General features: G+C 57.9%; 12 protein-coding genes and 1 pseudogene. 9 read left to right on the top strand and 4 right to left on the bottom strand.

Translation table 11 applies throughout. The annotated features are described in order from the left end of the window. Positions 1-170 precede the first annotated feature (170 nt). Both ACIPZE_RS00065 and ACIPZE_RS00060 read right to left on the bottom strand, forming a co-directional pair. Positions 171-452: pseudogene (locus tag ACIPZE_RS00065) on the bottom strand (hypothetical protein); the annotation flags it as partial. Positions 453-559: 107 nt separating this feature from the next. Then, positions 560-1822, bottom strand: a complete 1263-nt coding sequence (locus ACIPZE_RS00060) for a hypothetical protein (RefSeq protein WP_400770401.1) — start codon at positions 1820-1822, stop codon at positions 560-562. Positions 1823-2061: 239 nt separating this feature from the next. On the opposite strand from ACIPZE_RS00060, the gene ACIPZE_RS00055 reads away from it, so the two are divergent. The 5 genes from ACIPZE_RS00055 to ACIPZE_RS00035 all read left to right on the top strand — a co-directional run bounded on the left by ACIPZE_RS00055 (position 2062) and on the right by ACIPZE_RS00035 (position 5926). Beyond that, positions 2062-2889 carry an oxidoreductase gene (locus ACIPZE_RS00055; RefSeq protein WP_283436196.1) on the top strand — a complete coding sequence of 276 codons (828 nt, stop codon included), beginning with the start codon at positions 2062-2064 and terminating at the stop codon, positions 2887-2889. A gap of 11 nt (positions 2890-2900) precedes the next feature. Continuing rightward, entirely contained in the window at positions 2901-3839 is a 939-nt protein-coding gene (locus tag ACIPZE_RS00050; protein ID WP_400770400.1) for an AraC family transcriptional regulator N-terminal domain-containing protein, read from the top strand. A gap of 127 nt (positions 3840-3966) precedes the next feature. Next, positions 3967-4176, top strand: coding sequence for a 4-oxalocrotonate tautomerase family protein (locus ACIPZE_RS00045; RefSeq protein ID WP_129394287.1), 210 nt, complete (start codon positions 3967-3969; stop codon positions 4174-4176). Positions 4177-4200: 24 nt separating this feature from the next. Next, the gene (locus tag ACIPZE_RS00040; protein WP_283436194.1) at positions 4201-4911 is read left to right on the top strand and encodes an SDR family NAD(P)-dependent oxidoreductase; all 711 of its coding nucleotides are present in this window, start codon (positions 4201-4203) and stop codon (positions 4909-4911) included. Between the two features lie 88 nt (positions 4912-4999). After that, positions 5000-5926, top strand: coding sequence for a LysR family transcriptional regulator (locus ACIPZE_RS00035; protein WP_400770399.1), 927 nt, complete (start codon positions 5000-5002; stop codon positions 5924-5926). 21 nt (positions 5927-5947) lie between these two features. Here ACIPZE_RS00035 and ACIPZE_RS00030 read toward each other — a convergent pair whose 3' ends face one another. Beyond that, positions 5948-6532 carry a TetR/AcrR family transcriptional regulator gene (locus ACIPZE_RS00030; protein ID WP_400770398.1) on the bottom strand — a complete coding sequence of 195 codons (585 nt, stop codon included), beginning with the start codon at positions 6530-6532 and terminating at the stop codon, positions 5948-5950. Between the two features lie 211 nt (positions 6533-6743). Between ACIPZE_RS00030 and ACIPZE_RS00025 the strand changes: the two genes are divergently transcribed. From ACIPZE_RS00025 to ACIPZE_RS00010, 4 genes are all read left to right on the top strand, one after another. Then, on the top strand, positions 6744-7421 hold the full coding sequence (locus tag ACIPZE_RS00025) for a type 1 glutamine amidotransferase domain-containing protein (RefSeq protein WP_283436192.1): 678 nt from the start codon (positions 6744-6746) through the stop codon (positions 7419-7421). A gap of 104 nt (positions 7422-7525) precedes the next feature. Then, positions 7526-8650: an alkene reductase gene (locus ACIPZE_RS00020; RefSeq protein WP_283436191.1), complete on the top strand. Its 1125-nt coding sequence runs from the start codon at positions 7526-7528 to the stop codon at positions 8648-8650. Between the two features lie 191 nt (positions 8651-8841). Then, positions 8842-10380, top strand: coding sequence for a cryptochrome/photolyase family protein (locus ACIPZE_RS00015; RefSeq protein WP_400770397.1), 1539 nt, complete (start codon positions 8842-8844; stop codon positions 10378-10380). Positions 10381-10510: 130 nt separating this feature from the next. Continuing rightward, positions 10511-12982: a PAS domain-containing protein gene (locus ACIPZE_RS00010; protein WP_283436189.1), complete on the top strand. Its 2472-nt coding sequence runs from the start codon at positions 10511-10513 to the stop codon at positions 12980-12982. A gap of 81 nt (positions 12983-13063) precedes the next feature. Here the strand turns inward: ACIPZE_RS00010 and ACIPZE_RS00005 are convergent. Beyond that, on the bottom strand, positions 13064-13372 hold a 309-nt coding region (locus ACIPZE_RS00005; protein WP_400770396.1), incomplete at its 5' end, for an isochorismatase family protein.

The following is a 13372-nucleotide window of genomic DNA, read 5'->3' as shown; positions in this document are numbered from 1 at the left end:
CTCATAACACTTAACCCAACCATGCCCATCAGTAACCAGCAGAAGGAACGGACGTCATCATCGAAAAAAAACTAGCCCTTACTGACTTCATAACTTCCTCTTTATTCCCACCATGAATTAGATATTCTGCCACTAGCTCAATGAACGCTTCAGACGCCATGATCAAAATCGACGGATTTGTTCTGCTGGACCAGCTGGGTCAAAAACCAGTCCTGCGGATCTTCTATAGCGGAAAAATTATGGTCAGTAATCCCGATAATCTGCAGCTCAAGCTCATAGCATCGTCGCAGGAAGGTTCTGGCTTTGCTGATTAACTCACCTGCGTTCAGCTCACCATTGATCCTCGGCCGGCGAAGATTACCGAGACGCAAATCTGCATCGTTCCGGTGCCTGCCGTCTTCAGGAGTCTGGACTTGGAAATCGGCCTTGAACCAGTGAAATTCTTGGTACATATTTTTTCCAACAGCCAATGTTTTAATGAGAACGAGAAATTCAAGCACACTGCAAGAACACTAAAAAATTGAGCAGGGAGAATGCTCACATTGCCTCTATTGATAAATCATCTCGACTTTCTGGCCAGCTCCATGAGGTGGCGTCGGTCTTCTACCAAAATTCTCTGCACATTCTCCAAGCTTCTTTGATCAGCGCGCTGGTTAAAGGCGTCTTCCTGCAAATTCCCGGAAAAATTCGCCATTCGTTTGTCCCCGATCAAGCCCGCCAGCCAGCCCGTCAACTCACTATTAAAGAAGGGATAAGCCCGATGTGAACCGAGATGAATCGCAACTGCACGCAGCTCAGTCAAACAGATGATATCCGTCAGATCTTCATCGAAAGTGATCAATCGATCCAGGCAGAAATCCACTCCTTGCCAACGCTGAGGATTGGAAAACGATTCGATGATTCGGAGTATGTATAAATCCCAAGCGCAGTTATTGATAATTCGCAGAGGGTCTTTTTTGTCCAGAACCGAGTTGAGCTTCTTCGAAAGCGTCGTTCTCTGGGTATGGAAGAGAATGTCTGCGCAAACAATCAGTTCTCGCAACATGAAGATATGTAACTCGTCGTGCATGAAGCTGAGCAGCGCCCCCATCTTCGCTTCGGGTGATGCGGTTGAGCTGCTTTCCAGAATCTTGGCCCGCAGGATCATGCATTCAACCGCCGCAGCTTGCTGAGCCAGCGCGACACCTAAACCACTCTCCAAACTACGCGAAAACTCTTTGATCCGATCCTCGGCAAATGCTTCTGACTGCTCTCGATAGAGGCTGCGATACCGCTCTCCCCAGCCTGCACTCAGGGGAGTGGCATCAAGTGACAATGCGTACGTAGCGGCTAATGTTTCCTTGCAGAACTGACGCGTTTCAGGCGACCAGTTTTTCTGTGCTTCACATAGATAAATGTAACAGTTCAATCTTCCGAGATCGTCGAAAGAAAACGTTCGCTGCAGATCTGCACGCACAACCTCGAGCTCGGGAGATATATGCTGCGCGTAGGACATTTTTCGGATGTAACTGGCTGCATTGGAATCCAGAAAAAGCGAGCCTCCCAGCGTGTAGCCCACCCGCGTCTCAGACAAGGCAAAGGTTTTGTCCAAAACCCAGACAGATTTCCCACGAAGCATGGTGGAAACAAAACCTTTTTCCGAGAATAGCTGCCGCTCCAGACCAAACGGCCCACCCGATTCCTCTGCCGCATACAGGATGCGCCACTCACCGAGCAGTTCGATTTCATCCTGAAAACGCTCCAGGGCTTGCTTGAAACTTTCTGCAGAGCACACACGGTGTAGCGCACGTTGCACTTCGTACTCAGCGTATTCCTTTACCATTTACCATTCCTTTTAAAACCGATATTTAGCGATTTCGGCAAAGGGCATACTGCCATCATTCACCCTTCATTGAGAATCGTCTGCGTGTTTTTTCCATCCCGGGTAGCTTCCGTATACGTTTTCATTTGGAATGCGATGCGTGCGCTCATAGGAACAGGCAATGCTCGAAGACGAACCGGCATAGGTAGACTCGTTGTCGCTAGCTACCATGGTTGAACACCCAAGCCCTGGAGTTCGTCATGTCGAAAACCCTGTTCATCACCGGTGTCAGCAGCGGCTTCGGCCACGCGCTGGCCAAGGAAGCGCTTGCCGCCGGCCACCGAGTCATCGGCACTGTACGCAATCAGGCCGATCTGCAAGCCTTGCAGTCACTGTCCGCGGAAAACGCTTACGGGGTGATGCTCGACGTCACTGACTTCGGGCGGATCGACAGCGTCGTCGCGGAGGTTGAAGCCACTCACGGCCCGGTCGATGTGCTGGTTAACAATGCTGGCTACGGCCACGAAGGCATTTTCGAAGAATCTCCGCTGGAAGAGATGCGCCGGCAATTCGACGTCAACGTCTTCGGCGCAGTCGCCGTCATCAAGGCCTTCCTGCCGTTTTTTCGCCAGCGGCGTGCGGGCCATATTCTCAACATCACGTCCATGGGCGGCACGATCACCATGCCCGGGATCGCCTATTACTGTGGGAGCAAATTTGCCCTTGAAGGGATCTCCGATACCCTCAGCAAAGAGCTGCGCCCGTTTGATGTCTTCGTCACCGCGGTGGCGCCGGGGTCGTTTCGTACCGACTGGGCCGGTCGCTCGATGCAGCGCACCGCGCGCAGCATTGCCGATTACGACGCCAGTTTCGATCCGCTCCGCAAAGCGCGCGAAGAAAAGAGCGGCAAGCAGCTCGGTGATCCGCAAAAGGCTGCGCGGGCGATGCTGCAGATCATCGCCAGCCCGACGCCTCCAGCCCATCTTCTGCTCGGCAGCGATGCTTTGCAGTTGGTCCGTGACAGGCTGCAACGCGCACTCGCCGAGGTTGATCAGTGGCAAGCGTTGACCCGCTCCACCGATCATTGAGAGAGGATGCAATGACCCAGGCCGATGCAACCACCGCGCGCATGATCCAGCTCATGGACACACTTGCCCCGGTTGAGGGCTACAACCTCAGTGCGCTCGACGGTGTGCGCTTCCTGCGCTCGAATCGGCCGCTGAGCCGCACGCCGGTGCTGTATGACCCCGGCATCGTCATTCTCTGTCAGGGCCGCAAGCGCGGTTATCTCGGCGCAGACACCTACGTCTATGACGCCCAGCATTATCTGGTGGTGTCGGTGCCGATCCCCTTCACCATGGAGACCGACGCCACCGAGGCCGAGCCGATGCTCGCAATCTACATGCACCTCGACTTGCAGCTGGCCAGCGAGTTGATGCTGCAAGTGGATGAGGTGCACGGCGCCAGCGATGCGCAACCGAAAGGCATGTACGCTTCGCCGATGGACGAGCCGTTGCGCGCGACGACGTTGCGTTTTCTCCAGGCCATGAGCATCGCTGGCGAAGCGCAGATCCTCGGGCCGGCGCTGATACGCGAGATCTATTACCGGATTCTCACGGGCGCGCAAGGCGGCTCGCTGCGTGCCGCACTGAATCGCCAGGGGCATTTCGGCAAAGTCAGCCGTGCGATCCGCAAGATCCACAACAGCTACCAGCAGCGCCTCGACGTCGAGCAACTGGCCGAAGAAGCGCGCATGAGCGTACCGAGTTTCCACTTGCACTTTCGCAGCGTCACCGACACCTCTCCCATGCAATACCTGAAGTCGACTCGCCTGCATCAGGCGCGATTGCTGATGCTGCGCCAGGCCATGAGCGCATCGACCGCAGCGTTCAACGTCGGCTATGCCAGCGCCTCGCAATTCAGCCGCGAATTCAAACGCTTTTTTGGCCGCACACCGCAAGCGGAGATCGAGTGGATGAAGGCGACTTATGCGCTGCCAGCGCCGTCGACACCTTCGGAGTACGTTTCTTCGCACTAGCGATTAGTTACACCAGATCACAAATGAAGTACCTCAGCCCTCATTTATCAATCTCCCGCAACTTCTTAAAGTCCACTCCAACAGCAACCTTTCATTCCGACGGGTTAGCGAGCGGAGAGAACCCCCAATGCCTTTCATCAGCGTACGCATCACCCGCGACGGCGTGACCCGAGAGCAGAAAGCCCAGGTGATCAAGGAAATCACCGAGACCATGCAACGCGTGCTCAACAAGGATCCGAAGCTCACGCACATCGTCATCGAGGAAGTCGATACGGATAACTGGGGTTATGCGGGCATGACCACCACCGACTACCGCAAACAGTTGTCCAGCCAGTAATTTCGGATCCCTGAGGAAATCATCATGAACACATCGAAAAAAGTTGTAGTGATCACTGGCGCCTCGCAAGGCATCGGCGCTGGCCTGGTCGAAGGCTTTCGCGCACTTGGTCATCAAGTGGTAGCGACGTCCCGTTCCATCAAACCGTCGGATGATCCGGATATCCTGAGCGTGCCCGGCGACATCGCCGACCCGCAAACCGCCGAGCGGGTGATTCGTCAAGCCGTCGAACGTTTTGGCCGAGTCGATACGCTGGTGAACAATGCGGGGATTTTTCTCGCCAAACCGTTCACTGCTTACAGCCAGGAAGACTATGCCCTGGTCGTGGCGACCAATATGAGTGGCTTCTTTCACATCTCGCAATTGGCGATTGCTGAAATGCAGAAGCACGGCAGCGGACACGTGGTCAGCGTTACCACCAGTCTGGTCGACCATGCGATTGATGGCGTGCCATCGGTGCTGGCTTCGCTGACCAAGGGCGGCATCAACGCAGCGACCAAATCGCTGGCCATCGAGTACGCAAAACGCGGGATTCGGGTCAACGCGGTCTCCCCCGGTATCATCAAAACCCCGATGCACGGCGAGGACACCCACGCAGCGCTTGGCAACCTGCACCCGCTGGGTCACATGGGCGAGATCGATGACATCGTGCAAGCGATTCTCTACCTCGACAGCGCGAAATTCGTCACCGGCGAGATCCTGCACGTCGACGGTGGCCAGAGCGCCGGTCACTGATCTTTGCGCCACTGCACCGCCGGTGTGTACCGGCGGTGTCGTTTCCTGTGGTAAACATCAGGATGAATGATCCTCGGTGTCAGCCAAAATGAAGCGTCACTTTGAAGACTTGCAATTGGGCAGTATCGAACTGTTTTGCCTCGCCGCCGAAGCGGGCAGTTTTACCGCCGCCGCTCAGCTCGCCGGGGTGACACCCGCCGCCGTCAGCCGCTCGATTCTGCGCCTGGAAAAACGCCTGGGCTCGCGACTGTTTGCGCGCACCACGCGCAGCATCCGCTTGACCGACGCGGGCAGAATATTTTTCCAACAGTGCAGTCAGGCCCTGACGCAATTGGTTGAAGCCCAACAACAAGTGATGGGCGCGCAGACCACACCGTCGGGACGCTTGCGCATCAGCCTGCCGACCACTTACGGGCACCATCGGATTTTGCCGCTGCTGCCAAAATTTCGTGCGCTGTACCCTGAGGTCAGCGTCGATATCCACTTGGGCAATCGCAATATCGACTTCGTCGAAGATGGCTACGACCTGGCAATCCGCGTTCGCGCCCAACCGGATTCGACGCTGATTGCGCGCCTGCTCGAAGACGCGAAACTGGTGGTGGTCGCCTCCCCCGAATACCTGAAAAAGGCCGGAACACCGCAGACACTGGAAGATCTGCTCGACCATGAATGCATCCAGTTCGAACTGCCCAGCAGCGGGCGACGGATCTCATGGTTATTTGAGGAAAATGGCCGCGATCGCGAGGTGATTTCGGACGGCGGCTATTCCTGTTCCGACGATGTCTTGGGTGGCGTGACGTTGGCGAAACACGCTGCGGGAGTTTTTCAGACGTACAAATTCATCGTCGAAAAAGAGTTGGCCGATGGCAGTCTGGTCGAGGTGCTACAGCCTTATGGCGGGCGCTCGCGGCCGTACACCTTGCTGTATCCGCACGGTCGCTATGTGCCGCAACGGGTGCGGGCGTTTGTCGATTTTCTGCTGGAGTATCGGGATGAGTGGGCGGCAGGCCAGTGACACCCACTTGTCAGCGACGGCTTAAACGCTCAGCAGTCGCTTGGTCATTGCCATCGAGGTGTCGAGCGATTGCCCGGTACGCTGCAATTTGTTCAGCAAACTGGCGCCCAGCCACAATTGATACAGCGTCTCCGCCAGTTGCCGGGCATCGCCCTCGGGCAAGCTCTGTTGCGCCTGGCCTTCTTCGATGCAGACAGCGATACGCGACACCACTTGCTCGGCGCCGTCACGCAAGGTGAGGCGCATCGATTCGGACAGGTCGGCGACCTCGGCACTGAGCTTCACTACCAGACACTCATCACCGTGCCCTTCGAGGGTGCAGCGGTTCAGCCAGCCCTGCCAATAATCCATCAGCCGCTCATAAGCATTCAGCTCAGGCAGGGTCAGGCGCCGCTCCATGTCGGCGAGATAGCCGACAAAGTAATCCGCGAGCAAGGCTTGGCCATACAGCTCTTTGGACTTGAAGTAGTGATAGAACGAGCCCTTGGGCACGCCGGCGGTTTGCAGGATTTCGCTGAGGCCGACACTGGTGAAGCCCTTCTCGGCCATCATCCGGTGGCCGGTGTCGAGCAAGTGTTGGCGGGTGTCGTCGTAAGTCGGTTTCATGGGGCGCAAAGTACCAGACAATAGACCAGTCGTATATTTCAGAGGATGAGGAGTTTGCCACAGCCGGCGAGGAAAAACCTGCGTCGAAAAAAATCACTAGACGACCGGTCTAATTGGAAACTATGCTGCGCCCCGACAACCTTTCCACCGGGTGTCGTCGCCGGGCAAATTCCTTGTGCCGCGACGCCACTCGAACAATCCAGGGTGCGCTATGAAAATCTTGATGGTTCTGACTTCTCACGATCAACTCGGCAACACCGGCAAGAAAACCGGCTTCTGGCTGGAAGAATTCGCCGCTCCCTACTACGCCTTCAAGGACGCTGGTGCCGAGATCACACTGGTGTCCCCGGCTGGCGGTCAGCCGCCGCTGGACCCGAAAAGCGATGAGCCCGATGCCCAGACCGCCGAGACCGAGCGCTTTCGCAACGACCCGACCGCGCAACAGGCACTGGCCAACACCGGACTTCTGGCCAACGTCAGCGCTGATGATTTCGATGCGGTGTTTTATCCAGGTGGGCACGGCCCGCTGTGGGATCTGGCCGAAGACCAGCACTCGATCGCCTTGATCGAAGCATTCGACCGCAGTAACAAGCCCCACGGTTTTGTCTGCCATGCGCCCGGCGTGCTCCGTCACGTCCTCGCGGCTGACGGCAAACCGCTGATCCAGCATCGCCAGGTCACCGGTTTCACCAACGCCGAAGAAGCTGCCGTCGGCCTGACCGACGTGGTGCCGTTCCTGATCGAGGACGAGTTCCAGCGTCTCGGCGGGCATTACTCGAAAGTCGCTGACTGGCAGGTGCATGTGGTGGTTGACGGGCAACTGGTCACTGGCCAGAACCCGGCGAGTTCCGCCGCTGTCGCCGAACAGCTGCTGAAAATGTTGGGCTGAAACTGCATCGCAACTCATACCAACGCCGCGCACGGGGTGCCGGCGTTTTTTTTACATTCGACTATTAGTCGACTGGTCTAATAAGCCAAAAGACAAGGTAACCCATGAATCACAGTAGTTTCTTCAAACCCGCCACACTCGGTCATCACACCCTGAAAAACCGCATCGTCCTGCCGCCCCTCACCCGTCAGCGCAGTACACAACCGGGCAACATCGCCAACGAACTGATGGCCGAGTATTACCAGCAACGTGCCGGCGCCGGCCTGTTGGTCACCGAAGGCACACAGATCGAACCTCGCGGCCAGGGTTACGCCTGGACGCCGGGCATTCATACCGCTGAACAAATCGCTGGCTGGCGCAAAGTCACTGACGCCGTGCATGCCGTCGACGGCGTGATTTTCGCCCAGCTGTGGCACGTCGGTCGGGTCTCGCATACCGCCTTGCAACCCGACGGCGCAGCGCCCGTATCCGCCTCCGCCGTAGCCACCGATCGGGTCAGCGTGTTCATCGAAACCGAACCCGGCGCAGGTGAACTGGTTGCCCCGTCCGCTCCTCGCGCGCTGGGCACCGTTGAAGTCGAAGAACTGGTCCAGCTCTACATCCAGGCTGCACGCAATGCCATGGAAGCGGGCTTCGACGGTATCGAACTGCACTGCGCCAATGGTTATCTGGTCAACCAGTTCATCTCTGCCCACAGCAACCTGCGCGACGATCAATACGGCGGCTCGTTGCACAATCGCCTGCGTTTTCTGCGTGAAGTGGTGGCGGGCGTCGCCGAATGCATCGGCAAGGAAAAAGTCGGCGTGCGCTTTGCGCCACTGTTCACCACCACCGATGAAGCACGGACTTACCTGGGCATGGTCGAGGAAGATCCGCACACCACTTACATCGAAGCGATCAAAGTGCTTGAGGATGTCGGCATTGCTTATCTGTCCATCGCCGAAGCCGATTGGGACAACGCGCCGGCGATGCCGCACACGTTTCGTCAGGCCGTGCGCGATACCTTCAGCGGTGCGATTATTTATGCCGGACGCTACACCGCCGAATCCGGCGCGCAATTGCTCGATTGCGGATTGGCCGACTTTGTCGCGTTCGGCCGCCCGTTCATGGCCAACCCCGACCTGCCCGCACGTATCGCCAATGACTGGCCGCTGAATGCGTTGAATCCGGCTACGGTGTATGGCGGTGACGCCAACGGCTATGTCGATTACCCGGTTTATCGCGGCTAACCGTTAAACATCATTCCAGCAACCGCGAAGCGCTTCTGAAACATCAGGAGCGCGATTGGCCCATGCGCTGGCTTTCGATCAAGCGCACACAAAAAACCTATACACAAACTACAATCTGTACAACTATCTGGACTTAACGCTCAATTGTCCACCGGTAGCCTGCTGCCGCTTATTACGCTGAATCCGTGCAAATGAACAAAACCAATCGGCTGTGCCTGGTCCTGGGTGACCAGTTGTCTTTTGATCTGGCTTCATTGGCAGATCTGGATTGCGCGCACGACAGTGTGCTGCTGGTCGAGGTCATGGAGGAAGCCAGCCACGTTGCCCATCATCCGCAAAAGATCGCCCTGATCTTCAGCGCCATGCGGCACTTCGCTCAGGCGCTGAGAAACAAGGGCATGCGTGTGCATTACGTCGCCCTCGACGACCCGCAGAACAGTGGCTCGGTGCCCGGCGAGTTAAGGCGTTGGCAAGCGCTGTTGCAGGCGAACGAGTTGCACGTCACCGAGTGCGGCGACTGGCGTCTGGAGCAGTCGCTCAAGGAGTGTGGCTTGCCGATCCACTGGCATGCCGACAACCGTTTCCTGTGCGGTCGCGACGAATTCCGCGCGTGGGCTGCTGGCAAAAAGCAGTTGCGCATGGAGTTCTTCTATCGCGAGATGCGCCGCAAAAGTCGCCTGTTGCTCAACGGTGACGGCACGCCGGTCGGCGGTGCGTGGAACTTCGATGAAGACAATCGCAAAACCTTGCCTAAACACGTAAAGGCGCCCTACCCGGTTGGTTTTGCCAACGATGCAATCACCCTCGACGTGCTCGCACTGGTCAAAGAACGCTTCGCCAGTCACTACGGCAGCCTGGATACTTTCAACTACCCGGTTACACACGCCGACGCCCAGGCATTGTGGGCGTGGTTTCTCGACTACGGCCTGGCCGGCTTCGGCGATTATCAGGACGCCATGGCCAGCGATGAACCCTTCCTGTTCCATGCACGCATCAGCGCCGCGCTGAACATCGGTTTACTCGACCTGCGTCAGCTGTGCAGTGATGTCGAGTCTGCCTATTGGTCCGGCAGCATCGCACTGAACGCGGCCGAGGGTTTCATCCGTCAACTGATTGGCTGGCGCGAATACGTGCGTGGTGTTTACTGGCTGACCATGCCTGAGTACGCCGAGGGCAATGCTTTCGGTAACACCCGGCCGTTGCCTGAGTTCTACTGGACCGGCGCAACGCAGATGAACTGCATGCGCCAAGCCATCGGCCAAAGTTTGAAACACGCCTACGCCCATCACATCCAGCGGCTGATGGTGACCGGCAATTTCGCCCTGCTCGCCGGTATTGCGCCGAGCCAGATCTGTGAGTGGTATCTGGCCATTTATATGGACGCTTTCGATTGGGTCGAGCTGCCCAACACCCTCGGCATGGTCATGCACGCCGACGGCGGTTACCTCGGTTCCAAGCCTTACTGCGCCAGCGGCCAGTACATCAACCGGATGTCCGACTATTGTCGCGACTGTGTTTACGCGGTGCGCGAAACCACGGCTGACAACGCTTGCCCTTTCAATGCCTTGTACTGGCATTTTCTGATGCGCCACGGTGATCTCCTGCGTGGCAATCAGCGCATGGGCATGATGTACAAAAACCTTGATCGCATGCCGCAAGAAAAGCAGCAGGCACTGTGGCAACGCGGGCAGCGTCTGCTGGACAGGCTGGATAACGGCGAGGCGCTTTGAAAACACCGGCGCGCCTGGCCTGAGTGCAACTTAAATATGCCGCCCCGTGTCAATGGGTGACAAAGCGCATGGGTGTTCGTGTTAAACGCGCCAATTGAATGCTTAGCAGATAGCAAATAAGGCATGAGGAGTGGACATCCTGAAACAGCTTACTCGCGAGGAGCTCGAGTCCGAGGTCACGCGCCTGCGTCTGGCCGTCAAGGCAACCTGCGATGCCGTCTGGGACTGGGATCTGAAAACCAGCCAGGTTATCTGGAACGATTCGCTGCAACAGGCGTATGGCTATGCGTCAGCAGCCATCGAGCCAACGTGTGACTGGCGCTTTGCGCAGATCCACGCGCAGGATCGCGCACGGGTCGAAACCTCGATTCGCGCTGCGATTGATGGCTCTGGCACCACTTGGAGTGCTGAGTACCGGTTTCGCTGCGAGGACGGTTCCTACGCTGAGGTGCTCGACCGCGGCCATCTGATCCGTAACGCCGATGGCCAGGCAGAACGCATGATCGGGGCGATGCTCGACCTGACCCGCTCGCGCAGTGCCGAAACGGCACTGCGCCGGAGCGAAGAACGCTTCAGCACCATTCTGCAAACCATCGAGGCGGCGTTTGCCATCGTCAAGGTCAAATTCGACGCCGACGACCGTCCTATCGATTATTGCTTCGTTGAAGCCAACCCGGCGTTCGAACGTCAGGCTGGCGTCAACCTGCGTGGCAAGTGGGTGACCGAGTTCGCTCCCAACCTGGAGAGTTTCTGGTTCGAGACCTACGGCCATGTCGCCAAGACCGGCGAGCCAGCCAACTTCGAGAACTACGCCAACACGTTCGAACGCTGGTTCGACGTGCGCGCCGTGCGTGTCGGCGACCCGGCCGAACGGCAGATTGCGATCTTCTTCAGCGACGTCACCGAGCGCCGCGACGCGCAGGAACGCTTGCGCGTCAGCGAGGCGGTCGCCCGGGAGAACATCGAGCGCGTGCAACTCGCCCTGGCGGCTGGCGCCATCATCGGCACCTGGCATTGGCACTTGCCCACCGATCGTTTCAGCGTCGACGAAGCCTTCGCAAGGGTTTTCAACCTTGATCCTGCCTTGGGCCGAGACGGTCTGAGCCTTGAGCAAGTGGCGATGACCGTGCATCCCGAGGACCGCGAAGGACTCACCGCGGCCATCAATGAAGTCATCGCCCGGGGCGGCCCCTATTCACACCAGTACCGAGTACGCGGTGCGGATGGCCAATACACCTGGATTGAGGCAAACGGACGCGTCGAATGCGCCGAAGACGGCACGCCTTTGCGCTTCCCCGGCGTGCTCATCGATGTCGAAGACCGGCGCAATGTCGAAGCCGAGCGAGACCGCGTGACAGCTGCTTTAAAGGCGCTTAATGACACACTGGAACAGCGGGTGTCGGCGCGAACGGCGGACTTGATGCAAGCCGAGGAAAAGTTACGTCAATCGCAGAAAATGGAAGCGGTCGGGCAACTCACCGGCGGTCTGGCGCATGACTTCAACAACCTTCTGGCGGGCATCTGCGCAGCCCTTGAGTTGATGGAAAAGCGCACCGCCCAAGGCCGTTTCAACGACCTCGACAAATACATGCTGATCGCCCAGGACGCGGCCAAACGCGCTACCGCCCTGACCCATCGCCTGCTGGCCTTCTCCCGGCGACAGACACTCGATCCGCGGCCGACCGAAGTCAACGCGCTGATTGCCGGCATGACCGAACTGATCCAGCGCACCGTCGGCCCCGGCATTCGCCTGAAGACCGTCACTGCAGCCGACCTTTGGCCTGCGCTGGTGGATGCCAGCCAACTGGAAAACGCTCTGCTGAACCTGTGCATCAACGCCCGCGATGCGATGCCCGAGGGCGGCAGCATCACCGTCGAGACAGCGAATCGCGCGGTCGAGGGCGAGTTGGCGCACGCACTGGACATGCCCGAAGGGCAATACCTGTGCCTGGCTGTCACTGACACCGGCACGGGTATGAGCGCTGAAGTGATCGCCAAAGCCTTCGACCCGTTTTTCACCACCAAGCCGCTGGGCCAGGGCACGGGGCTGGGGCTTTCGATGATTTACGGTTTTACCAAGCAATCCGGGGGGCAGGTGCGGGTGCAATCGACAGTGGGACACGGCACCACGATGTTGATTTACCTGCCGCGTTACTGCGGCGAGGCGCAGCACAATCACGATGACGCGCAAAGTACGACCTCGCCTGATGCAAAAGCAGGCGAGACCATCCTGATTGTCGACGACGAGCCCACCGTTCGCTTGCTGCTCAAAGATGTGCTGAGTGACCTCGGCTACCACGTGCTCGAAGCAAGCGACAGCGTTGAAGGGCTCGAAGCATTGCGTTCCAGCGCGCACATCGATTTGCTGATCACCGATGTCGGCTTGCCCGGTGGCATGAATGGCCGGCAGATGGCCGATGCGGGCCGGCAAATAAGACCGAAGCTGAAGACCTTGTTCATTACCGGGTATGCCGAAAGCTCGGTGCTCGGCAGCGGCCAACTCGGGCCGAGAATGCAGGTGCTGACCAAACCCTTTGCGGTCGACACACTGGTTTCACGTGTCAGTGGCCTGCTGTCCATCAAGTACACGCCCGAGATCTGAAACCTCCCGCGTTCGGCATAAAGCTCATACAAAACGAAAGCCTGCTTTTCAGGGCAGGCTTTGCGTTTTCGCCGTATCGACTTACTTCTGCAACGCCGTCAGCGCCGAGTAGCTGTTCATCAGGTTGCGGTAGTTAGGAATCCGCTGCGACAGCAGATTACCCAGCCCTTCGATATCGTTGCGCCAGTCGCGGTGCAGCTCACACGCCACCGAGAACCAGTTCATCAGTTGCGCACCGGCCTGGGTCATGCGGCTCCATGCGGCTTGTTGCACGGTGGTATTGAAGGTGCCGGACGCATCGGTCACCACAAACACCTCAAAGCCTTCTGCCAGCGCCGACAAGGTCGGGAACGCTACGCACACATCGGTGACCACACCGGCGATGATGAT

This window comes from Pseudomonas sp. NPDC089741 (assembly GCF_044748825.1).
Taxonomy (GTDB): domain Bacteria; phylum Pseudomonadota; class Gammaproteobacteria; order Pseudomonadales; family Pseudomonadaceae; genus Aquipseudomonas; species Aquipseudomonas helmanticensis.
This window is presented reverse-complemented; position numbering and strand designations above follow the sequence as displayed.

Excerpts from the sequence above, each read along its gene's own strand:
- ACIPZE_RS00060 (WP_400770401.1), bottom strand. The coding sequence starts at position 1,822 with ATGGTAAAGGAATACGCTGAGTACGAAGTGCAACGTGCGCTACACCGT.
- ACIPZE_RS00055 (WP_283436196.1), top strand. The coding sequence starts at position 2,062 with ATGTCGAAAACCCTGTTCATCACCGGTGTCAGCAGCGGCTTCGGCCAC.
- ACIPZE_RS00050 (WP_400770400.1), top strand. The coding sequence starts at position 2,901 with ATGACCCAGGCCGATGCAACCACCGCGCGCATGATCCAGCTCATGGAC.
- ACIPZE_RS00045 (WP_129394287.1), top strand. The coding sequence starts at position 3,967 with ATGCCTTTCATCAGCGTACGCATCACCCGCGACGGCGTGACCCGAGAG.
- ACIPZE_RS00040 (WP_283436194.1), top strand. The coding sequence starts at position 4,201 with ATGAACACATCGAAAAAAGTTGTAGTGATCACTGGCGCCTCGCAAGGC.
- ACIPZE_RS00035 (WP_400770399.1), top strand. The coding sequence starts at position 5,000 with ATGAAGCGTCACTTTGAAGACTTGCAATTGGGCAGTATCGAACTGTTT.
- ACIPZE_RS00030 (WP_400770398.1), bottom strand. The coding sequence starts at position 6,532 with ATGAAACCGACTTACGACGACACCCGCCAACACTTGCTCGACACCGGC.
- ACIPZE_RS00025 (WP_283436192.1), top strand. The coding sequence starts at position 6,744 with ATGAAAATCTTGATGGTTCTGACTTCTCACGATCAACTCGGCAACACC.
- ACIPZE_RS00020 (WP_283436191.1), top strand. The coding sequence starts at position 7,526 with ATGAATCACAGTAGTTTCTTCAAACCCGCCACACTCGGTCATCACACC.
- ACIPZE_RS00015 (WP_400770397.1), top strand. The coding sequence starts at position 8,842 with ATGAACAAAACCAATCGGCTGTGCCTGGTCCTGGGTGACCAGTTGTCT.